This is a genomic window from Flavobacterium sp. CLA17 (assembly GCF_013112255.2).
Classification (GTDB): domain Bacteria; phylum Bacteroidota; class Bacteroidia; order Flavobacteriales; family Flavobacteriaceae; genus Flavobacterium; species Flavobacterium circumlabens.
Genome location: NZ_CP068294.1, coordinates 125,048 through 148,159, shown reverse-complemented (window position 1 = coordinate 148,159; position 23,112 = coordinate 125,048). Strand labels below are relative to the sequence as shown.

Here is a 23,112-nt window from a genome sequence, read left to right as displayed (position 1 = left end):
ATTAATACTGTAGTATTTATCTTAAAATCACATATATTTGAGTAATAAATTATTAAACCCAAAAAACTAATCAAAATCTATGAAAAACTTAAAATTTATTTTCATGTCATTTATGGCTTTAACAATGCTTTCGTGCTCTGAAGAAACCATGAAGCAAAATGATGAAATTTCAGTGACAAAAAACACAGTCAGCACTAAAAAGATAGCAGCAGAAGACTGCAGTACACCTGCCTTAATTGGTCCGGCTGATACTTCTTATAACTGCTTTGGACTTGCTTTTTCTTTAAGCGAAACAGAAGAAAAAAAACCAATGGACAATGCAGAAATATATCAAGCTTATATTGCAACAGGTATATTTAAGGAAGACAACAGTAATAAAGCAACAAAAGTATTATACTGGAATAATTTGACAGATTATCAGACAGGTAATTATAAAGCGATTGACCACGCCGCCATAATTACTGATAGTGGAAATACTACTGTCTATTCGAAACAAGGTTTAAATGCTTTATATAAAAATTGCATTGGATATTATTACCTGAATACTGCAAAAAGTTACTATCGAACCTATTCTCTAAATGTAGATTTAAATAAACCCGTTACTGCTCCGATAAGAGGAGAGGTTTTTTCAGTTTCACTTCAGCACGATGCTCATTCTTTAGGAGTACAATATAGTTGGGTGTATGATACCGATAATTTACAACTAATCTCAAATGATGGAATCACACTTACATTAAAAGTAAAAGATAATGCAGTAGCAAAAAGCTATAGTATTACATTAAATGCAAAACATCAGGCAGGCGTAGTAATAAATGGTTTATCATTTCCAAAAACAGTGACAAGTTCATACAGTTTTGTGTTAGCTTCAAATACTCCTCCAGCACTTACAGCCAGTTTTACAGGTTCCAGTTATGTAACAAAAGCATCAATGGGATCCTGGTCTGCAACAGTTTCCGGAGGAACGACTCCTTATCAGCAATACAGCTGGTGGATTAAGCGTCATGAAGATCCAGTTTCATTTTACACTCAGATTGGTACTGGAAATCCATTGTACTTATTTACCAGAACATCTGTAAAATCAACTTATTACGACTTGTATTTCAGAGTTATCGATGCGAACAATCAGTCCTATTCAACAACTCCACAAATAATTCAGTCTACCGGAGTATTAGAGTTATTCGACATGTAAATTTTGAATCTAAAGCCTGGTATCAACCAGGCTTTTTTTATTCGGATTATAAGCCTTTGCCCCTCTGAACCTCTGCAACTTTGAAACTTACTATTGAACTCTATAATCAAAAAATCGAATTGGTTTTCGGCTCATTGGATTAAAAACCAAAGGATTTAAAGTTTCTTTTGAAGCGAATTCAATCCTTGGCGTTACTCTTAATTTGGCTCTGAAGTGATCTTTTATTTCCTGTAAAAATTCAGGAGTTTGATTTTTTACGGCAATTTTTATTACAATTTCATCCGTGCCTAAATCATTGGTTGAAATTTCAATAATATGATTTTCGATATTGTCGAAATCACTTAAAACATCGTTCATGGCAGGCGGATAAAGCGTCGTTCCTTTGTATTTAATCATTTGCTTTTTGCGCCCGACAACCGGACCAACGCGCAACGTATTTCTTCCGCAGGCACAAGGGCTGTTATGCAATTGCACAATATCGCCTGTTTTAAAACGCAATAAAGGCATAGCTTCAATACCTAAAGTGGTAAAAGTCAATTCACCGATTTCTCCTTCTTTTACAGGAATATTATTTTCGTCCAGGACTTCAACAATGATCAATTCCGGATGATGATGACCGCCAACGCCATGTTCGCATTCCGTAAAGGCAGTGCTCATTTCGGTAGAAGCATAAGTCGAAAACAACCTGATATTCCACTTTTCAGTGATTTTATTGGAAAGGATATTCATCGAAAAATCCTGATTTCTTAGCGATTCTCCAATGCAAATGGCCCCTTTTATACTTGAATTATTATAATCAATTCCGTGTGCTTCGGCATATTCAATTAACTTCAGTAAAAAAGAAGGAACCGTAATTAAGTATGAAGGTTTGTATTTTAAAATAGAATCCCATTGCAATTCCGGAATTCCGGCACCCACCCGAATTACGCCGACTTTTAATTTTCGCAATCCCAGAAAATAAGCCAGACCAGCCATAAATTTTCGGTCAATTGTAGTCATTAACTGTACGACATCGCCTTCTTCAATTCCCGCACAGGCAAACGAAATGGCTTCATTATACGCCAGTCGGTCTAAGTCCGCATCAGTTAAACCAAACGTAACAGGATCTCCTAAAGTCCCTGAAGTAGAAGCATAATCAATAATTTTATGTTGCGGAACGCATAAAAAATCATCATTGTACTGTTGTAAATCTTCTTTTGTTGTTACAGGCAGATGCTGTAAATCTTCCAGGGTTTTTATTTTTGAAAGATCAATATTTTGCCCTGCGAAAAGTCTTTTGTAAAAAGGGGAATTCTGACTGATATACGTTAAAAGTTCCGCTAATTTCTGCTCCTGAAAATTTTTAATCTGTTCTAAAGAATCCTTTTCTATTGATGGAATCATTTTCATTTTCTTTTGAGTTTTTTTAAATATTTTTCAATTGCTTCTTTGTCAGGAACAGTTGTGATTTCTTTGGTTAATGCTTTTTCAAAATTAATCTGAGCCAGCCGGAAGTATTTCTTTTGGTAAAAATACAATCCTGCTTTATAATACACAACCCAATAATCCGGGTTTAAAGATTGGTAATTCCGAATAAAATCAAAAGTAATTTCGGTTTTATTCTTCAGGTAGGAATCTATTTTATGATCTTCAATTCTAAATTTCTGATAGTTTTTGAAAGTGGTAGTTTCCAGAAAAGGATCTTTGGCAATGTTATGGCTTTCTTCTTCAAATGAAACGACATGTTCGTTTTTTCTTTCTTTAAAAACAGAATCTAAATTATAGCAGACAAATTCTCCCATTTGATAAGGATTTGCTGAAACCCAGACCAATTTTTCTTTCGGTTTAAATATAATTCCGTGATGCGCCATCAATTGATTTAGTGCTTTTTCGTTGCCGTAACCCAAAGCGATATTTTGTAAGCCCTCTTTATTTCTTAGAATTTGGGATGCTATTTCGGGATTGATTTTTGGGCTTTCTGCAAAAAGTTCCTGCATTCTGTCAAAGCGATATTTCGAATGACTATTGGCAATTTGCAATTGGTTCCTTTCGTCATTTTTAAAAGCATCGCTCTGAAAATGGTTCGAACAGATTAACTGACTGCTGTTTGGAGCATCAAATACATCCATTTTTTCCGGTGATACTTCAATTAAAACCGCTTTGTTGTCCTGAGCGCTTCCTACCATTATAGATTCTGAAACAAATACTTTTCTTTTTTTGGCGATCGCAATCGCTTCCTCAATATTTTGTGCATGCTGTAAAATCTCTCTCGTCAGAATAGAGATGGGTGTTTTGGCCGTCATTGGAATTTTAGATTTCCCTGCATTTATGGTCACTGTCAGTCCTTCATTATTCATTCCGGAAACAGCGCCGATCATACCGGCCCAGGTTACCATCATAAAAGGATGGCCTTCCTTCGGATTTATAAAAGCCACGATTTTATTTTCCGCGAAAGCATCATTCACATAAAAATCAAAATTACGGCCCAGAATTAAATGACCATCTTCAGATTTGTCACCCCAGGCAGCAAAAGAGGAACAGCCTACCAAAGCCAGATCCTGTAAAGCGTGACCAATATCGTGTGCGGCATGCAAATATAAATTGCGCAGGTATTGCGGGGCTAAGTTGTCAAAATCATGAGAAGCATATTGGGAAACACCGTAAATCTCCGTTTGATATTCATCAGGTACATTCTGGAATAATTTTCTGTTGTACCATTTTAGAAAATTGCGAAGAAGCCTTTGCTGGAATTTTGAAGGAACAAAATCTTCAATTCGGGAGAAAAAAATCTGCTCCTGCTTTTTTAAAAGAGAATCGGAAAGAGCCCCGGTTACAAGACCAATTTCAAGCGGATTACCTTCAACGTATAATTCCCAAAGTCCTTGTTTGTTTTTTAAAAGGGAATTTTTACCCGAAAGAAATACACTGTCGGAGAATTTTGTAACAATCGGTTTTGCGGCTTCGTAATGCGCGATATCCGGCAGGTGATTTTTTGATTTTGAGATACCACAAGAAACCAATACTCCTAATAAACCAATAAAGATAAGTAGATGGATCCGGTTTTTCATGATACTAATTATTCAGATGCCTGATTGATTTTGTTAATGAGATATTCTTTTCCAATAATTTCAGAGCAGGTTACGACCGCTCCGATGGTAACTCCCAAAACGCCATGCATATTGATACTTTGTCCGGTAAGGTAAAGATTGTCTAATTTGGTTTTGGAGGCAATCAGTGTCTTCATCGGATTATTGGAATCCTTTACGTAACCATACATATTACCTCCGTCGCCACCAATGTAATCCCTGTACGAAAGCGGTGTGGAAGTATGTACGGATCTGATGCAGTCTCTGATTCCGGGGAATTTTATTTCAATTTCATCTAAAAATTTAGCGGCTTTTCGGGACTTAAATTCCTCGTAACTTTCGCCTCTGTCATTTTTATCAGCTGCCGTATTGTAAGTTTCCGTCCACGGCAGGACATCATCAAATTTCATGTAGGTAATAAAAGTCATTCCTTCTGCCCATTCTTCCTCCTTTTTAGAAGCATTCATTGACGCCATATACGCTTTGGGCCAGGTTTCTTCATCATACTCATGAGAGGTCCAGACTTCTGTACTCTTTTTAAAATGATAATAATTATGATTGATGTAGTGGAACGTTTTAGGTTTAAAAACAATATAAAGGCTAAAGGCAGAAATCACACCTTCAAGACTCTGAATGCGACTGTAGAATGATTTCCTGAAATTTTCTTCGCCGACCATTTTTAAGGTCGTTTTCGGTTCAATATTCGAAATAAAATAAGTGCCGGAAACCTCGGTTCCGTCTTTCATTTTTACAGCAGTTACTTTGTTATTTTCAGAGGGAAAATGAGTTACTTCTTTGTGTTTGTAAAATTCTCCTCCGTGTTTTTTGAGCTGTTTCAGGAGCTGTTTTGTAATCTGACTTCCGCCATTGATGCAACGCCATGAACTCTGAATATAGGAATTTACAGAAAGTGCATGAACATAAAATGGTGATTTGTCGGCAATTCCGGCATACAAAAAATTAGAGCCGCCAAGAACCGCTCTTAGTTTTTCGTTTTCTGTAAATTCGTCAATAGTTGCTTTGGCATTTAATTCTAAAATAGCATTATCATATTTACCTTCCCACTCTAAATTGTAAAGGGGAAACGAATCGCAGATGGTTCTTATTTTCCGGCAATACGCTTCAAGATTTGTTTTTTCTTCGGGGAAATAATTTTGCAATTGTTTTACAAAATTATCATACCCCTGCGCGTGGGGATATTCGATTTTATCGTCTTCAAAAGAGATCATATCGAAACCATTTTCATCTAATCTTTTTAAATTTAAATGATCGATTATTCCGAGATATTTGAAATATTTATACAGGTTTTGTCCTTCCTTTAATCCACCGATATAATGAATCCCGGTATCAAAAATGGTTTTGTCCCGTACAAAAGTCTGCAGGTTTCCGCCATATTGATTGTTTTTTTCAAGCACACAAACGCTATAGCCTTCTTTAGCCAGAATTATAGACGACACCAATCCGCCTAAACCGCTACCTACAATTACTACATCGTAATGTTCTTTCATCCTAGTTTTTCTTTAATACAATTAGGGCACCTTCATCCAAAACAGAATGAAAACCAAAGTTAGTCAAAGTGTTTTTTAAACCCGAGCTATCAATTAAAATTACCAATGAAGTAAGGGAAATAATTTTTTCAAGATCAGTTTTATAATTTTCATCGGAAATTAAAACGGCATCGTATTGATTTTCGAATGCGGTCTCTCTATTTTCCAGATAAGAAATCTTTCTTTTTGTAACGATATAATTGGTTTTGGCAACGGCTGATTTTTCTTCGTCATGATGAAAAGAATAAATTTTTCGCTGCGGTTCCTGTAAAGTCAATAAGACATCCAGTTGCCCGTAATCATCCGACAAATGTAATATTCTGGCTTTCGCCGAAAGATATTTATTGAGTTTATGATACGTTTCAAAATGAGTTTTCAGATTACTTTTAACACTCTTGATGACCTCAATTTCTTTATAGTCATAACTGTGAAGAAGCATTTTTTTCCAGTATTCCGGACCTTCTAATTCGTGACGAAGGCTGCTAAACTGCTCTCTGAAAAAGGCTCCTATTTGTTTGGTTCTTTCGCCATAATTTTTTCCAAACGAAAGATTTTCGGGCGTGATTCTTTCTAAAATAGAAAGTGTGAGATAACTGTGATGAATGACAAAATCTCCTTTCGGAATAGCTTCTGAAGCACCGTGGATCAGGACAGGGACAATGTCTAAATTAAATTCTTCGGCAAGATAAAAGGCACCTTTATGAAAACGATTAATCTGGTTGCTTTCGGAACGCGTTCCTTCCGGAAAAATCATTAAGGAATATCCTTCGTTTACTTTTTGGCGTAAATGCTCAACACCTCCTTCGATTCCTTCTGAAACCGGATAAAAACCTGCTTTTCTGACGGTACCGCCAAAAATAGGAGAGTTGTACACCCAGTCATTGACCAAAAATATAATCTTTGGACTCAGCATTCCCATCGCCAGAATGTCGATAAAGGACGAATGGTTGGCAATAATAATAGCCGGTTTATCGAAATTTTCGTTACACTTATTAATGATTTTTTTATGTAAAAGCGGGCTTGAATAGAGGACAGATTTCATAAATTTTGAAATCACATATCGAAATGCTTTCATTTTTGGTTTTTCCCGAACCGGAAGAATCGGCATGATAGTCATGCTGAAAACAGACATTAGAATACCGCCAAGTCCGTAGTATGCAAAGGATATTATTCCATGAAGTAAGCTTCGCAATTCAAAAGGAGCATTTCCTTTTTTTGAACGGTTGGAGATAAATACTTTGAAGAGAATCGGATAGAAAATAAACGTAATAATAAGCGCTGCAAAAACCCCGATTAAAGAAACCGAAGAAATAGACCTCAGGGCAGGATGCTGTGCAAAAATCATGGCACCAATTCCTAAAATAGTGGTAATGACGGCCAGAATAATGGACGTTCTGTAAATGGCAATTTCGTTTTTTCCGTTGGTATATTCTTTCTGTAATGCGCTTGTCATAAAAATACTGAAATCTACCCCGTGGCCAAAAATAAGCGTACAGACAATCATACTGAAAATATTCATCTGAATGCCAAAAATGCCCATAATTCCAGCCGTTACAATTCCGGTTAAAGCAATCGGAATACAGCTTACAATAACCAGTTCGATTCTTCTGAAGAAGAAAAACAAAATCAGGATTACGGCAACAAAAGAATAATTGACGAGCGAATTAAAATCAGTTTTTAAAGTGCTGAAAAAAGTTTCATTCATCTGCTGACGGTCAATTACGATCAGATTCTTTTTGGTTTCAGCCGATTTTACAAATGCATCACGTTGTCCGGGACCTACTTTTACTAAAGTGGAAATCGTAAAAAAACCATTTTTTTCTGTGACAAATTCATGCAATTGCAAAGCCTGAACTTTTAGATATTCAGTTGCTGAAATCGGTTTGAAATCTAAATCTAAATGCTCAAAAAAGCTGGAATAAGTCGTTGGTTTGAAACCCAATTTTAAACCTTCCGAAATCAATTGGGATTTTAGAAGCTGTTTTTTATTCGAATCCCAAAAGGAATTCCATTGGTCAATTTTCTGCTGTTGTTCTTTTTGCGAAAGCATGATTCCGCCAACGGAGCTGAAATTTAATATTTTCTGTTGTTGTTTTTCTTTAGACAAATCAGTAAAAAGGCGGCTGTTGTTTTGCAGTACTTCCTCCATCGTTTTTCCGTACGAAGCAACATAAATGGTTTTGGAGGTTAAACTGGTACTTTCCTCCAGGTCTTTTTCGGCAGCTTTTATTTCTTTCGGAACAAAATTCAATTGCGACAAATCATTGTTGAAGCCCACATTATTATAAGTAAAACAGCAAACAATCGTGATCAGTACACAAAAACCAATTAGGATTTTATTATTATGGAATGAAAAATGAGCCAGTTTATCGATCACATTTTTCTTGTGGTCGAAATTATTTTCTTTCGGCCTGTACAAATGAGGAACAATCAAAAGGGAGAAAAAAGCAGAAGCCATAACGATAACAGCTGCAAAAATTCCTAAGTCATTCAATGCGTCTGATTTTACAAAAAGCAGGCATAAAAAGGCAACAGCAGTAGTAGAACTGCTCATGATGACCGGCATTGTAATGTCTTTGTACAATGTTTTTACATCGCTGTTGTGTTTGTAATGTGTCAGGATATGAATGGAATAATCAATCGTGATTCCCAATAAAATAGAACCGATTCCCAGAGAAATAGCGGAGATTTGTTCTTTTACAAAATATAAAAAAGCGACGGCAAACAAAGCACCAAAAACGGTCGGCAGAAAAATGATTAACGGTATTAATACTTTTCTGTAGAATAAAATCAGAATCAACATCAGCGTAATCATCGCGATTGATGTCGTTAAGATAATATCACTTTTAATTTGATTGGCGTTGGCAACAGCAATCAGAGCGGAACCAAAATAACTGATGGACGTTTTGGTTTTGAATTTCTGATTTAAATTTTCCTGAATCGATTGAAGCCTGGCAGCAAAGAGGGTGTTTTTTTCAGTTTCGCTGGAGGGAAGATTAGACGTAATAAATAGCAGTAATTTCTTTTTGTCTTTGGTCATTACAAAACCATTATCGATCGTAAAATCATCGCCCACATTGAGCTGTTGTAATTTTTTTAAGGCAATAAAAGAAATTCCCAAAGGATCCTGCAGGATAAAATCTTTGGTTACGAATCCAGACGGTGAAATAATCGATTTGTAATTTCCCTGAACAGTTGCTGCAATACTGTCTTTTTGCAGTTTATCCTGAATAGCGGTGTAATCTTTATTTTCCAGAAACAAAGGCAGATTGCCGTAAACAAAATCAATTGTTTCCTGAATATTTTCTTCGTCTATTTTTCCCTGAATTCCTGTTATATAAGGCTTGCACGATACAGCAACACTGTCTGAAAAAGCAGTGGCCATTTCTTTTAAATCTTCCTGAGTTCCGTTTTTATCCAGTTTGAAAATAACGGTAATTTTATCCGCAAAATTGAGTTGTTTCAGCACTTTTGCCGTAACATCAGACTTATCGTTTGTTGGAATAAGCTTGGTAATATCTTCTTCAAATTTTATACGGGAAGCAAAAAAACCAAAAAGGAAAAGCATCGCAACTGCAAACAAAACCGACAGCGATTTTCTTCGATTTACAAATAAATGAATAGCGTAGAAATAATGATGCATGTTTATTTTTTGTTTTTTCTTGAACTAAAAAAGGTTAAAAGCAAATAGCTTAAAAGCCCTGTAATCAACGCGGAAACGGTTGCTAAAATAAGACTTCCTACGATATATTGCGTTGCATTTTTCTGAATATCGTCAAGTGTAAGCGAACTGTCTAAAACTAAAGGAGTTTCACTGGACACAAAATAGCTTCCCATTTTCAGGGAACCATAAATAATGAAGGGAATAAAAGGAGGAAAGCTCACATTTGATGACAGGTAGGCAATGACTTTATTAAGCTTAAATAAAGTAGCGAAAAACAAAAGCAAAATGGTCTGGAATCCCCAAAAAGGAGACATTCCAATAAAAATTCCCAGTGCAATTGCGGCTGCTTTTTTGAAATCGGAATCACTGCTTTCTAAAATATCTTCCAGGAAAAATTTCTTAAATCCTTTTTTTTTTGCTCTTCTGAAAAAATCTCTGGGTTTAATGTACAAAAGCGTATTGATAACCAAAACAGTATTCAGAATACTGATTCGGGTAAAATCTTTAAACGGACGAAAATGGGAAACCCTTTCGGCAGGATCGTATAAAATCTGAATTGGAATATTTTTTACGACAATTCCTTTCCAGGCCGAGCGGACGATAACTTCAATTTCAAATTCAAATTTATTGGTGTAATATTTTTTCGGAATCAGCTGCAACGGATACAATCGGAAACCCGATTGTGTGTCCTCCAGCTTAATTCCGGTTTCAAACCAGAACCAGAAATTCGAAAATTTGTTGCCGAAACTACTTTTCTTAGGCACATTTTCCTGTGTCATGTTTCGGCTTCCGATTAATAAAGAATTCGGCTGATTTTGAATTTCAACAATAAAATTAGAAATATCGGAAGCAAAATGCTGTCCGTCGGAATCGATTGTAATGGCGTATTCAAAATTCATTTCAATTGCTTTTTTGAAACCGTTTCGCAAAGCCATTCCTTTCCCGGAATTTTTGGTGTGATGAATCTGAGTTAACTGCGTATATTGTTTTAGGATTTCACTTGTTTCATCAGTCGATCCATCATTAACTATAATGACATTTGGAGTGAAATCTAAAATAGAATCCAGCACCTTTTTTAAAGTTTTGTGATTATTGTACGTGGGCACAATGACACAAAAATTAATAGTAGGAAGGAGTTCTTGTTGTGGTATTACAGGTTTCATTGCATTTGGTTTCTTCGTCTACTGCACAAATTGCTTCTCTTTTTTAGAGAAACTTTTAGATTGCAGAACAAAGTCTTTTAGATATCCTTTTAAAGCAGCATTTTGCTCGCTGTAATGGTCAGTGATATATTTTCTGTCTTCTTTGATGTTTTTCTTGTAACCTGTAATTCCGGGTACATTTTCCTGAATACTCAGGCGGATCATTCGGATTTCGATATTGTTTGGTTCATTCGCAATAGTCGATTCCAATAGTTTCGCACCTTCTTTAAAACGCTCCATTTTTTGGCCTAATTTCTTTTCGAATTTAGAATCCAGTAAAATCGAAGCCGCTTTATAAGCCACTAATATTTTTTCATCAGTCGTAGAAATGCCTGAAAGTTTTTCTACAAAATCTTTGGCAGAAGCCTCTGATTTCGGAGCAGTAGTATACATTTTGCGAATGCTTGCCAAATCCGGGGTTCCGGCAAAATTTATCCAGAGCAGTACTGACAGTAGTAATTTCATAATTATATTTTTTTATACACATTGCTTAATTTTAAAGCAACCGTATCGTTAAAATAGGTGGTGTTTTTCACCTTTACCAAATCATCATCTGTAGTTGTTATATCAAGTTCTAAACGCAATTCCGGATTCGTTTCAGGATTTATTAATGCCATGAATTTTACATTGGTCAGTGTCTGAATCATCAAAGTACTTTTAGTAATAGATTCTGTCAGTTCTTTGATAATCTGAATCATGCAAACGCCCGGCATAATTGGGTTTCCAGGAAAATGACCTTTAAAAACATCATGATTGGCATTAACCAATATACGAATATTATATTTGGCATCTCCTGTTTCTTCTTCTGAAAGTACTTTATAGAAGTCTTTTAAAACCATAATTTTATTTTTTTCCGAATGTATAGGCTGCACCTATTTGATAAACCAGATTCGTATTTACCGTAGCCGATCCGTTCACATCATCAAATGCATCTCTTGTTCCTTTTTTGATTCTTGCTTCAAAAGCAATTCCTTTTGGAAGGCTAAATCCAACTCCTCCGATAATTCCAAAATCAATATCTTCCCCTTTTGAAATCGGTGCAAAAAAATTATTTGATTTATCGTACTTCACTTCATCACCCACCATAAAATCAACAAAAGGACCAGCCAGCAGATATATGTTTTCCGTGAGATTAAATTTATTCATGGTTATAAATGACAAATACTGAAGCGAAATATCCAGGCTTCTTTTTTCAGTTATAGTTTGTGATTGGCCATAATAAAATCCTTCAACAGAACCTTTTGATCCTTGTCTCGAATAGGTTATTTCAGGCTGTAAAGTATAAATTTTACCAAGTTTCAGCGCTCCAAAACCACCAATGTAGAAATCTGTTTTGCTTTTTAGATCCAGCTCCGTTTTTTCTATTTTAGAGATAGTAACTCCAGCCTGAATTCCGGGTCTGAAAGTTACTTGTGCTTGTGTTTTTGTAAAGCTTAAAAAGATAATGGCAAAAAGTAAAAATGTTTTTTTCAAGATATTTATTTTAAAATGGTTTATTTTTTTTCTTCAAAAGAATAAGAAATCCCTAATTGAAAATTCATATTGGTATTATAATCTCCAAATAAATAATAATCATTATGATCATTGTGATAATAATCGCTGTCTAATACGTCAAGCAGCCCTTTTTTCAATCGCGCTTCAAGGGTTAGATTGGAAGACAACTTATAAGCGATACCAGTAATAAAGGCTACATCGTTATACGTTTTTCTTCTCACTAAATTATCATATAATAAAACATCTAAAGCGGGTCCGAATTGTATTTGAATGCCGGGTCCAAATGTAAATTTATTAATAAGGGCAAACGATAAATAATCGATCTTTAAATCACGGCGTTCGACTCTTTCTGTGCCGCTATTATCGTCAAAATAATTCCGGGTTACATTATTAGAGCCTTGTCTGGAATAGGTGATTTCAGGTTGCAGCGCATAATGTTTTTTTATATTTATTTCTGCAAATCCACCAATATAAAAATCTGGTTTATAATCAGCATGCGTTTCTGAAATAGTCGAAAATGTAAAACCTCCTCTCAAACCGGGTTTAAAAGTAAATTGAGCTTGTTTTTGCTGCAATGCAAAAAAAGCGACTATGGCGATAAATATTTTGTTTGGACTCAAAAACTTTTATTTCGTTTTAAATGTATAACTAATACCAATCTGGAATACCTGATTTAAGATTACATCATCATAATAATAATCTCCGTTATCATCGTAATCAAGACCGTCATACCCATAAATATCAATTAATCCTTGTTTAAATCTTGCTTCAAAAGTTAATCCGTTTGGTAAGGTGTACCCTAATCCGGCAACTATAGAAAGGTCAAAATCGATCGGGTCAAAACCGTATTCGCCAAAATTATCACTTGTTTTAAAATCAGCTGACGGCCCCGCTAAAATGTGAAAGCCTTTTCCGCCGAAGTAAAATTTAGCAACAGCACCAACCGTAAGATAATCTAATTCGTATTTTGCAGGTACGCCAAAATTCGGGTTTTGATCATCAAAATATCTTCCTTCAGAACCTTGTCTTGAATAGGTCAATTCAGGCTGAAGTGTAAAATACTTATTGAATTTTATATCGACTAAACCACCAACATAAAAATCTGATTTTAAACCATTATCATCAATATTCGACAATTTCGAAAGGTTTAAACCTCCGCGAAGTCCCGGGCTGACAGTTACCTGCGCATTTGATGTTACAAGACCTGTAAATAAAACAAATGCAATTAAGGTTAATTTTTTCATTTTGGTTTGATTTAAAGTTTATGATTAGTTTAAATTTTTATTCCGATTTAAAATAATTCAACTCAATTTTCAACTTAATATTTTGATGAATAATCTGAATTTTCTCGGCAAAAATATTGTTTTCTGAACTAAATAGGAGTGTTATTTTTTCTTTTGTTTGAGATGCATGAATCACTTTCTCTAATTTCTGGTCTTTTTTGGATAGAAACAGATAATTATCTCTTTTGCCATCAGCCGATTTGTAGATGTTATCTGATTCGTTTTCAAACTGTTCCTGAATTAAATATTCTTTTTTCAGCAATAATCGAAAATCTTCCCTCAAGGTATTAATTAATATTTTTCGGTCTAATTCTGAAACAATCGAATTGACTTTAAAACTCTTTTCCGAAATTTCAAAATCCAGCAATTTGTTACCAAATTCAGTGGTAAAAACGATTCGGTGTACGGTATCATTTATTTTTTTAGCAATGAAAATTCCGCTCATTTCATTTCCGTAAACCGTAATGTTGGTTTTATAAACATAATCTGTTTTTGGATTTGAAAAATACGGCGCTTTATAAGACGTTTTGTCTAATTTTTTAGGGGAATAATTTTTTGTGACTGAGCCACAAGAAATCAAAACAATTGCCAGTACGCAATTAATTAGTAAAAAGGGAATCGTCGATTTTTGCATTGATCACTTTATTTTTAAGTACAATTCGGGTATAATCTTCAGAGGATTCCAATAATTTTACCTGAACCACAGTTGCTTCTTCTTTATCGAAAGTCAGTTCAATCTGTTTGATGTATTTTTTCAGCGTTGCATCTTTCGGAATGAATTTGGCCAGATTTTGCCCTTTCAATTTAAAGTATGAAATCGTAAATTCTTTGTCATCAAACATATTTCCGCTCACGCTGCCCACAATTAATTTATTGATGCGGCCAAAAATTTTGCTGTTTCCAACATCAACGGCACTTTTCTTTCCCTCGTCGTTAATCAGGATTTTACCGTTCTTAAAAACAATACTATAATTGTATGGCTTTTTGTATTGCCACTGCAGCATGTTTGGTTCCTTAAAAATCATTTTTCCGGAAGTTTCAATATCCTTCGATAAAAAGTCCAAATGTTTGTACTGTACAAAATCGGTAGTCAGTGTTTTGATTTTTTTTGCGGATACATTGACGTCCTGTTTGAAAGCGGCAATTTCTGCCTCAGACATTTTTTGTTCCTGGGCAAATAAATTGCCTGAAATAAATAGAATTAGTAGTGCTATTTTAGTTTTCATAATTTTATTAAAATTGTGCTTAAAAACATTTTGCCACAGATTAAAATGATTTACACAGATTATTATTTGAATTAAGCATTTTGATAAAATCTGTTTTATCCGTGTTTTTGTTTTAGCAAATCTGTTTTATCCGCGTTCCGTCTCATACGCTTTAAGATTCAAAAGCTCTTCAGTCGAAATCACTTTGTAATTGTTTTGCTGTAAAAATTGCAAAAACCGTTCCAGTACCAAAACAGAGTGTGACGCTGTATCATGCAAAAGTACGATTCCCCCGGGAGAAACACGTTTTATAATGCGATTGAAAATTAAATTCTGGTCTTTTGTGCCGCCATCAAGTGATCTGATATTCCAGCCAATAACGTTATGTCCGGTAATTTTTAGGGCTCTTCGGATGGAAGGCGTTGTTACACCATAAGGAGGACGAAAGAAATTTATTTTTTTGGAAGTAAGCTTTTCCAGCAATAAATCTGTTTTCTGAATTTCTTCGGTAATTCTTTTTGCAGTATAGAAATCAAAAAAAGGCGAGTGGCCGTAGGAATGATTTCCAATTAAATGTCCTTCGGCTATAATCTGTTTTACAATTTCCGGATGCATTTCGATATTTTTCCCAATGCAGAAAAAAGTGGCGGTTGCGTTGTATTTTTTTAAAAGGGCCAGAACCTCCAAAGTATACGAACTGGGTCCGTCATCAAAAGTAAGGGCTATTTTTTTTTCGGTTTCCAAAGGATTATTGCAGAAAGCTTTTACATGATAATCAGAAGAAATTCTGGCAGAACCGATAGCATTAATGCCCAGCCAAAGTAGAACAATGGCAAGAAACCACATCCAGTTCATTGCGGTATACGAGTTCAGAAGAAGCAGTAAAAGCAGTACAAAAATAAAAAATAACGAGATGTTTCTATGCGTTATCATTTTGACAGTAACGTAAAACTATGGTTTTTCCCGCTCAGCTGATTGTATAATAGAATGGTGTTGTAAACAGGTTTTTTAACTGAATTTACTTTTACAATTTCCGGAATTTCCTGCAGTTTTATAATTTTTGACGCCATCCATAATCCAAAAGCAGAAGCCGTATCGTATTCGCCGCACAAATGTTTGTAATACAACTGAGGGGTATCTGAAAAAGTATTTTCGGTCAGTCTTTTATAATAAGAATCGAATTTTACATCACCGTTAAAACCTAAAACGATAGCATCAACAGCTGAAACTTCAACGTTATTAGCTTTTAGAAAAGCAGTTATTTCCTTTTCAATTTCGTTTTCTTCTAAAGTGTTTGTAATTTGAACATCCAGAATTTCGGCGTAAGTAGTGTCTTTTTTTTCACTTTCCAAAACAAAAAAACTGGCCCCTTCACCATGAACGGATCCAATTGTTTTTGGAGCTAAAAGCGTAAACGGCTGCTCGCTTTCCTGTTTAACACGTTTTGCCAATTTAAAAAGTTCCATGGTGTAATCACCGTTCTCATCTACACCGCCCACCAAAATCGAATTGGCTTCGTTTTCTTCCAGTTGCATTTTAGCATCCAGAAGGGCAGATTCAAAAGAAACCGCACCATTTACATAGGTAAAATTATACCCTTTACATTGCATCGTCAGCGCAATCTGTGCCCCAACGGTATTATGGGTGGATTGAATAAATGCGGTTGGCGTTAAAAATTCTTCGTTATTGTCCAGGATGTTTTTCAGGAATTTTTCAGAATCCTCAATACAGCCTAATCCTGTTCCGGTAATAATAGCGTCTACATTTTCAGCATGTGCATCTTTCATCGCAAGTGCCGAAGCTACAATTCCGTTTTTCACCCCTTTTGCCATTCTTCTGGCAGCAGCGGGAGCAATAAAATCTTTGTAGACAGGGGAGACAACGCTAAGAATGTTGTCATTTTGATTGTATACGGCGTCTTCTAAAAAAACAGTATCAAATGTTTTTTGAGTCGAAATACAACCTACTCCATTTATATATGTTTTCTTCATTCGCTTTTTGAAAATATAAGGGTGGAACAGTTTCCTCCAAATCCGAAAGAATTAGATAAAACGTGATCGATGTTTTTATTTTTTAAGGAAGTTTGTGGCTGCAAATCAAATTCCTCCATCGGAGTTTCGAAATTCATATTCGGATAAACCACATTATTCTGAATGGCCAAAACACTGTAAACCGCTTCAATTGCTGCTGCTGCGGCCAATGTGTGTCCGGTAAAAGGTTTTGTTGAACTAAAATCAGGCACTTTTTCATCTCCGTAAATACGAAGTATCGCTCTTCCTTCTGACAAATCGTTATTGGGAGTTGCCGTTCCGTGTACGTTGATGTAATCTATTTCAGAAGGTTGCAATCCGGAAACTTCAAAAGCTTTTTTCATCGCTAAATATGCACCGTCTCCATTTTCTGAAGAAGCAGTCTGATGAAAAGCATCGTTAGCATTTCCGTAACCGGAAACTCTGGCGAGTACTTTTTTGTTTTGTTTTTTTACAATTTCATCCGATTCCAAAACCAGATACGCTGCGGCTTCTCCTAAATTTAAGCCTTTACGGTTGTTGTCAAAAGGTTTGTTGTAATCGTCAGATAAAATCATTAAGGTCTTAAAACCGTTGATGGTAAATTTTGCTAAAGCATCGGCTCCGCCCACAATAACGCGATCCAGTTTTCCGCTTTTAATCAGTCGCGCGCCCAGCATAATGGAATTTGCTGCCGAGGAACAAGCGGTACTAATTGTGGTTACCATTCCTTTTAAACCTAACTCTGAAGCGATTTTATCGGCAACATCACCGCCATCATGGCAACTGATGTATTTTACAAGTTCCGGTTTTTCGAAATAATCATAATAATATTGCTCCGTCATGTCCATTCCGCCCACACTTGTAGCTGAAATGAGTCCGGTTCTGAATTCGTTTATGGCTGTAATTCCGGCATTTTCAACAGCCTGTTTTGCTGCAAAAGTGGCAATCATAGCTGTTCTCGAGAAATTATTATCCGCAGGAAGATGCAATTCGGCAATCAGTTCCGAATTGGTTTTTTTAATTTCCCCTACCTTATTAACGTCAGCATGAATAGTCGAAATATTCTGGACACGGGTAATGGCACGATTTTCATGTAATAATGAATCGAAATTTTCCTCAACGGAATTTCCAATCGAAGAGATAATCCCCATTCCCGTTATTGCAACACCTTTCATTATTAGACTTCTTAGATTGTTAGAATTTTAGACTTCTTAGATTGTTGGATTACATAGATTTTTAGACTTTTTTATCTAAAAGTCTAAAAATCTAAGCAAGTCTAAGTGAGTCTTATTTTGTTCTGTTAGCGCTAATGTAAGCCGCCATAGATTCGATCGATTGAAAAATGGTTTTCCCTTCTTTCGGGTCTACCAGTTTAATTCCGTAATCCTTATCTAAAATCACGATTAACTCAAGAGCATCAATCGAGTCCAAACCTAAACCATCTCCAAATAAAGCGTCATTATCTGCAATATCTTCAACAGCGATATCTTCAAGGTTTAACGTGGTAATGATTTTATTTTTTAATTCCAGTTTTAATGCTTCCATGATTATTGATTGTATAATGTATTGATAGTTTCGTTTGTATATTTTGTGCTTTCTTCTTTACTGATAGTGCAAAGAAACGCTTTGTAATCGTCATTAAAAAATTCTACCCAGCCACAAAGAACCAGGTCTGCTTTATTCGTATTCAGAAGAATATTGGAATAATTCGACATAAATTCAGTGTTAAAGGCATCAAATATAAAGAAAGAATTTTCACTTTTCAGCTGATGGCGGATACTTATTTCGCCCAGACAAATATTTGGCAGCGTATAAACGAAAACCGCCGGACTCGGAAAGTAGTTTTCTTTGTCTGAAATCGATTCCTGATATTTTACATCGGTATCTAAGCTGGAGGATTTATTGGCCAAAACCAAAGCAATATTATTTTCCTGTTCTTCTGATGTTATCGGACTCAAAAGCAATTCTGATCCTAAAAAAGCCAGTTTGCTCAAGGCATCCATTTTGAAAAACTTTGGGTATTGCATATCAAAATTACGATAGGCTTGTTTGGAGAAATCCGCAAAATCGGTTGGTTCGATTTTGAATACCGAAGATCCGTTCAAAACAATTTCGTTATTTTGGATGGTGATATAGGATTGTATGTGAGTTTTGTTTTGAGTCATTTTATATAATCTTCTGCTTCATAAGCATCAATAGGAAAATCTTTTTCTGTAACCGATTTATAAAAGAAATTTCCAATACTCATTTTTAGGTCAATATAAATTTTGTCTAAATCTTCAATATTGTCATTCTCCCAAAGAATATCATGAAAAAGATATCCGACATTCAATGTTTTTGTATTTAAAACAATTGGATCGCCGTTAAGACCTGAACCAATAATTAATAAATGTTTTTTATAGATTTCTTTATTTGCTTCTTCCAAATTCTCAGTCCTGATTCTATTTGTACAATTGAAATAAACATTTCCAAACTCAATTTCATATCTAAAGGAAAACGTTTTGAAAAATTCTATTACTTCAGAAGATAAATCAATGCTCTCTAAAAACTCAATTGTTTTGTCAGTGACTTTGATTACATCGCTATTAAAATCAAAATGCTGATTTTTCAAAGCTTCTTTAAAAAGTGAATGATCTAAATTCATTTGTTTAAGTTTTTGAATATGTAAATTTCCTTTACAAGTTGATACTTTGAATTGTTTGGAATTTTCGAACAGTTGAATAATTTCGTGAAAATTAGTGCAATTCGTGTTTACTCTTTATTTTATCTTTTCAAAAATAACAGCCGTATTACAACCACCAAATCCGGAAGCTGTTTTCAGGAAAAATTCAATATTCTTTTCATCATTTTTCTGAATCACATTGATAGATTCACTTACACCAATTTCATCAAAACCTTTCGATTCAAAAAGCATATTTTGAGTTGCGGATTCAATCGCCATTACGGTTTCTAATAATCCTGAAGCTCCTAAAGTGTGACCGTAAAATCCTTTCAGACTGTTTATCGGGACATTTTGTAAACCTAAACGGTTTAAGGCGATGGCTTCCATTTCGTCGTTGAATGGAGTGGCGGTTCCGTGTGCTGAAATATAATCTAATTTGTCGGCTTCAATTTGAGCTTCTTTCAACGCATTCTGAATACTTCGGTACAAACCTTCACCTGTTCTCGACGGACCGGAAATATGATTGGCATCGTTTATCGAACTGTCTCCAATCACTTTTATTTTTGCATTTGTGGCATCCGTTGAAACTAAAACCGCTGCTGTTGCTTCGCCTAAACTTACTCCGGTTCTGTTTTTAGAATACGGTTTGCATGGCAAATCACTCATGGCCTGAAAAGCATTAAACCCGGATAAAACAAATTCCGAAACTTCATCGCCGGCAATGACAAAAGCATTGTCATACAGCTCCGACTGAATTAATCTTTTGGCAACGGAAATCGCTAAAATTCCGGAAACACAGGCATTCGAAACGACAATTGGCTGCGTTTGAAATCCGAAGAAATCGGCAATATTTTTTGCCAGGACATCTAAATGTGCATTGTTAAAACTGTCGTCTGAATCCTTTTTTAGCGCTGTAACATTTCCTTTTGTAGTCGAAAGGATAAATGCTGTTTTGGAATTTAATTCAATTTCTGAATTTTTGATAATAGGTTCTAAAGCCAGAATCATCATTTTCTCCAGACGGGAATATTTTGTATCAGTGCTGATTTTTTCAAAAGCACTGTTTAGTTTTTCATAGTTTATAATTGAAGCATAAAACGGCATCGGCATCAAAGACGCATCTTCATGCAACTGAATACCGGAATCACCACGAAGAATTGCCTCGACATTCGATTGAACATCAAATCCTAGAGGTGTTATGCAATTGGTTTCGGTGATAAATACTTCTTTCATTTCTAATTTTTGTAATGCAAAACTGCACACGGATTTTGCAGATCAAGCGGATTTACACCGATTATTTTATTTTTTTAATTTGTGCTAATTCGTGAAATTCGTGTTACTTCAACAACCCTACTTTTCTTTTCCATTCTTCGTAGAAAGGAGGATTGGTCAGCATTAAATTTCCGTCGCCGTCTAAAAATACCTGAACGGTTTCTCCGGTGCAGGCTACTTCGCCTTTTGCATCGATTATTTTAAAACGGTAAATCATTTTAGCAGCCGGAGTATCTACTACGGTTGTTTCTATCGTTACCACATCGCCGTAACGAAGGGATAATTTATGCTCGCATTTTGATTTTACAATCGGGGTCGTGTAACCTGTGTTGCCAATATCCAGGTAGGTAAGTCCGTGCTGACGGCCAAACGCTTCCCGTCCGTCCTCAAAATAGGTAATATAATTTCCATGCCAGACAATGCCAAGCGGATCAGTTTCGTTAAAACGAATTCTGATTTCGTGCGTTACCGTCAGGTCAGTTGCTTCGTTAAACTGTTCTTTTCTTTTTGTCATAAAATAATGCGATGGAGGTTGTGATGATAAAAAACAAAAACAATAAACTTATTTTTGGAATGATTTCTAATAACGTTACGTTGCGCAGCAGGACATCGTAAAAGGCTTCCAGTCCCCAATTCATAGGAGACGATTTGGCTATGACCTGCATGATTTTCGGCATGGCGAAAACAGGAACCCAGACTCCGCCAATCGCTGCTAATATGAGTACACTCGTTGCACCAAACGGCGCAGATTGTTCCTGGGTGCTGGCAACAGTTCCTAATAAAATTCCGAATCCGATGGCGGCAAATCCTGAAAATAGCGCCACGACACTCATTAAAAGCAAATGCCCTTCGATATTTAAAGGAGGCAGGCCAATATGCGGAAACAGAAAAATCGCAACCGCAACCATCATATAAAACTGAATCATACAGATCACAGAATACGTAATGGTTTTTCCGATGATGACAATCAGATTGGAAACCGGATTGGTTAACAATCGTACGAATGTTCCTTGTGATTTTTCTTTTACGATATTGATAGACAACGGAATTACAATAAAGAATATGGCAAAAAGCGTCCAGGCCGGAACGTTATGCTGCACCGAATTGGGACGAATTTCTTTGTTGTTTATTTTCGGAATGATTTCTTTAAACGTAATAAAACTCTTTTGTTCGAATGAAGCAGTGCCTTCTCCTAACTGATTCTGAAAAGTGGTGTAAATTGATTTAGTCTCGATTTGTGAAATCATTTTATCAATAGAACTCATGACCGCATTTTTGAAACTCATCTGAACCGCCGGATCAAAATACAATTTCACTTCTTTTTCCTTGATTATTTTAGAAGGTTCCGCCGTTGCCGTGCTGTCGGTTAAACCCATACTGCTGACAATTTTGGCTACATTCTGATCAATTTTGGTTTGTAAATCGACACTCAGGTTTTTCGGAATTACAATCGCCAATTGAAATTTTCCTTTGTAAACGGCTTCTTTGGCAACTTCTTCCGTAATGGGTTTGTTGTCAATCTGAGTGACAACGCTAAACAAATTGCTTTTTTCGAGATTATCAAAAACAGTTTTAGAAACAGAACCTTTGTCATTGTCGACCAGTAAAATCGGAATTTTAGTATCGCTAATGGTTTTAAAAGTACTGTCCTGTATTAAAGTTACCGTGATGACAAGTACCAAGGGCATGATAAACAAAATAATCAAACCGCCTAAATCGCGTTTGAGCAGTAAAAATTCTTTTACGACTGACATCCAGATTTTATAGACCATCTCTTAAGTTTTTACCGGTTAATGAAATAAAAACTTCTTCGAGATTTCTGGCTCCGGCAGTAGCAGCAATCAAACCGGAAGGAGTTCCCTGCGCATAAATACTTCCCTGATCCAGAATAGCAATATTGGTACAGAAATCTTCCGCTTCGGCTAAATGATGCGAAGTATAAATAATGGTAGTTCCGTTTTGATTTAAGAGTTTCAAATAATCTATAATCGCATTTTTGGATTGAACGTCAACGCCTACGGTTGGTTCATCTAAAAACAAAACTTTCGGATTGTGCAGAATTCCGGCAATCAGGTTTACTCTTCGTTTCATCCCGCCCGAAAAGGTTTCGATGCGTTTATCAGCGAATTTCAAAAGCCCTAAAAGATCTAACGTTTCGATTACTTTATCTTTCAGATAGGAACCTTTCAGAGCGTACATGCTTCCAAAATAATGGAGGTTTTCCCTGGCGGTTAAAGTTGGGTATAACGCATATTCCTGCGGTACAACGCCTATGATTTTTTTAATTTTTGAAGCATGACTGGTGTAGTTCAGATCATGAATAGTAAAATGACCTGAGGTTGGTTTTACTAATCCGCAAAGCATGGAAATCAAAGTGGTTTTTCCGGCTCCGTTCGGACCTAATAATCCGAAAATCTGGCCTTCGTATATGTTCAGCGAGAAATCGTTCAAAGAATACAGTTCTGCATTTTTGTACTTTTTCGAAAGGGATTCTATTTTTATAATGGGATGCAAAAT

23 protein-coding genes are annotated in these 23,112 nt (G+C 35.7%); 1 reads left to right on the top strand and 22 read right to left on the bottom strand.

All coding sequences use genetic code 11. The features are described 5' to 3' along the window. The first annotated feature begins 79 nt into the window (after positions 1 to 79). Positions 80 to 1,189 carry a hypothetical protein gene (locus HAV12_RS00650; RefSeq protein WP_171568033.1) on the top strand — a complete coding sequence of 370 codons (1,110 nt, stop codon included), beginning with the start codon at positions 80 to 82 and terminating at the stop codon, positions 1,187 to 1,189. Positions 1,190 to 1,279: 90 nt separating this feature from the next. On the opposite strand, the gene HAV12_RS00645 is transcribed toward HAV12_RS00650, so the two are convergent. The 22 genes from HAV12_RS00645 to HAV12_RS00540 all read right to left on the bottom strand — a co-directional run bounded on the left by HAV12_RS00645 (position 1,280) and on the right by HAV12_RS00540 (position 23,109). Beyond that, positions 1,280 to 2,572 carry a phenylacetate--CoA ligase family protein gene (locus HAV12_RS00645; protein ID WP_171571607.1) on the bottom strand — a complete coding sequence of 431 codons (1,293 nt, stop codon included), beginning with the start codon at positions 2,570 to 2,572 and terminating at the stop codon, positions 1,280 to 1,282. A gap of 2 nt (positions 2,573 to 2,574) precedes the next feature. Further along, the gene (locus tag HAV12_RS00640; protein ID WP_171568032.1) at positions 2,575 to 4,236 is read right to left on the bottom strand and encodes a C45 family peptidase; all 1,662 of its coding nucleotides are present in this window, start codon (positions 4,234 to 4,236) and stop codon (positions 2,575 to 2,577) included. A gap of 8 nt (positions 4,237 to 4,244) precedes the next feature. Further along, a complete protein-coding gene (locus tag HAV12_RS00635) occupies positions 4,245 to 5,762 on the bottom strand; it encodes an NAD(P)/FAD-dependent oxidoreductase (protein ID WP_171568031.1) in 1,518 nt (505 codons plus the stop codon). 1 nt (position 5,763) lies between these two features. After that, positions 5,764 to 9,444: a 1-acyl-sn-glycerol-3-phosphate acyltransferase gene (locus HAV12_RS00630; protein WP_171568030.1), complete on the bottom strand. Its 3,681-nt coding sequence runs from the start codon at positions 9,442 to 9,444 to the stop codon at positions 5,764 to 5,766. 2 nt (positions 9,445 to 9,446) lie between these two features. After that, the gene (locus tag HAV12_RS00625) at positions 9,447 to 10,628 is read right to left on the bottom strand and encodes a DUF2062 domain-containing protein (RefSeq protein ID WP_171568029.1); all 1,182 of its coding nucleotides are present in this window, start codon (positions 10,626 to 10,628) and stop codon (positions 9,447 to 9,449) included. Between the two features lie 18 nt (positions 10,629 to 10,646). Next, positions 10,647 to 11,132, bottom strand: coding sequence for a hypothetical protein (locus HAV12_RS00620; protein ID WP_132032732.1), 486 nt, complete (start codon positions 11,130 to 11,132; stop codon positions 10,647 to 10,649). Between the two features lie 2 nt (positions 11,133 to 11,134). After that, positions 11,135 to 11,506 (bottom strand): 3-hydroxyacyl-ACP dehydratase, encoded by a 372-nt coding sequence (locus tag HAV12_RS00615; protein WP_132032730.1) that lies wholly within the window; start codon positions 11,504 to 11,506, stop codon positions 11,135 to 11,137. A 4-nt stretch (positions 11,507 to 11,510) separates the two neighbouring features. Further along, a complete protein-coding gene (locus HAV12_RS00610) occupies positions 11,511 to 12,140 on the bottom strand; it encodes an outer membrane beta-barrel protein (RefSeq protein WP_171568028.1) in 630 nt (209 codons plus the stop codon). Positions 12,141 to 12,160: 20 nt separating this feature from the next. Then, positions 12,161 to 12,781 (bottom strand): outer membrane beta-barrel protein, encoded by a 621-nt coding sequence (locus tag HAV12_RS00605; protein WP_171568027.1) that lies wholly within the window; start codon positions 12,779 to 12,781, stop codon positions 12,161 to 12,163. A gap of 6 nt (positions 12,782 to 12,787) precedes the next feature. Continuing rightward, the gene (locus tag HAV12_RS00600) at positions 12,788 to 13,405 is read right to left on the bottom strand and encodes a porin family protein (RefSeq protein ID WP_132032724.1); all 618 of its coding nucleotides are present in this window, start codon (positions 13,403 to 13,405) and stop codon (positions 12,788 to 12,790) included. Between the two features lie 37 nt (positions 13,406 to 13,442). Continuing rightward, entirely contained in the window at positions 13,443 to 14,078 is a 636-nt protein-coding gene (locus HAV12_RS00595; RefSeq protein WP_171568026.1) for a hypothetical protein, read from the bottom strand. Then, complete coding sequence (locus HAV12_RS00590) at positions 14,044 to 14,670, bottom strand: outer membrane lipoprotein carrier protein LolA (RefSeq protein ID WP_171568025.1); 627 nt, start codon at positions 14,668 to 14,670, stop codon at positions 14,044 to 14,046. The genes HAV12_RS00595 and HAV12_RS00590 overlap by 35 nt, the downstream gene beginning before the upstream one ends. Positions 14,671 to 14,796: 126 nt before the next feature. After that, positions 14,797 to 15,582: a polysaccharide deacetylase family protein gene (locus HAV12_RS00585; protein ID WP_171568024.1), complete on the bottom strand. Its 786-nt coding sequence runs from the start codon at positions 15,580 to 15,582 to the stop codon at positions 14,797 to 14,799. Next, positions 15,579 to 16,640: a beta-ketoacyl synthase N-terminal-like domain-containing protein gene (locus HAV12_RS00580; protein WP_171568023.1), complete on the bottom strand. Its 1,062-nt coding sequence runs from the start codon at positions 16,638 to 16,640 to the stop codon at positions 15,579 to 15,581. Before HAV12_RS00580 ends, HAV12_RS00585 begins: the two co-directional genes overlap by 4 nt. Beyond that, complete coding sequence (locus tag HAV12_RS00575; protein ID WP_171568022.1) at positions 16,637 to 17,836, bottom strand: beta-ketoacyl synthase; 1,200 nt, start codon at positions 17,834 to 17,836, stop codon at positions 16,637 to 16,639. The genes HAV12_RS00580 and HAV12_RS00575 overlap by 4 nt, the downstream gene beginning before the upstream one ends. Positions 17,837 to 17,948: 112 nt before the next feature. Continuing rightward, positions 17,949 to 18,206, bottom strand: coding sequence for a phosphopantetheine-binding protein (locus HAV12_RS00570; RefSeq protein ID WP_132032712.1), 258 nt, complete (start codon positions 18,204 to 18,206; stop codon positions 17,949 to 17,951). Positions 18,207 to 18,208: 2 nt separating this feature from the next. Then, complete coding sequence (locus tag HAV12_RS00565; protein WP_171568021.1) at positions 18,209 to 18,826, bottom strand: 3-oxoacyl-ACP synthase; 618 nt, start codon at positions 18,824 to 18,826, stop codon at positions 18,209 to 18,211. Continuing rightward, positions 18,823 to 19,305, bottom strand: a complete 483-nt coding sequence (locus HAV12_RS00560) for a hypothetical protein (protein WP_171568020.1) — start codon at positions 19,303 to 19,305, stop codon at positions 18,823 to 18,825. Before HAV12_RS00560 ends, HAV12_RS00565 begins: the two co-directional genes overlap by 4 nt. Before the next feature lie 114 nt (positions 19,306 to 19,419). After that, complete coding sequence (locus HAV12_RS00555) at positions 19,420 to 20,556, bottom strand: beta-ketoacyl synthase (RefSeq protein ID WP_171568019.1); 1,137 nt, start codon at positions 20,554 to 20,556, stop codon at positions 19,420 to 19,422. Between the two features lie 103 nt (positions 20,557 to 20,659). Further along, complete coding sequence (locus tag HAV12_RS00550) at positions 20,660 to 21,109, bottom strand: thioesterase family protein (RefSeq protein WP_171568018.1); 450 nt, start codon at positions 21,107 to 21,109, stop codon at positions 20,660 to 20,662. Further along, positions 21,084 to 22,367 (bottom strand): ABC transporter permease, encoded by a 1,284-nt coding sequence (locus tag HAV12_RS00545; RefSeq protein WP_171568017.1) that lies wholly within the window; start codon positions 22,365 to 22,367, stop codon positions 21,084 to 21,086. The genes HAV12_RS00550 and HAV12_RS00545 overlap by 26 nt, the downstream gene beginning before the upstream one ends. After that, a complete protein-coding gene (locus HAV12_RS00540) occupies positions 22,357 to 23,109 on the bottom strand; it encodes an ABC transporter ATP-binding protein (RefSeq protein WP_171568016.1) in 753 nt (250 codons plus the stop codon). Before HAV12_RS00540 ends, HAV12_RS00545 begins: the two co-directional genes overlap by 11 nt. Positions 23,110 to 23,112: the final 3 nt, after the last annotated feature.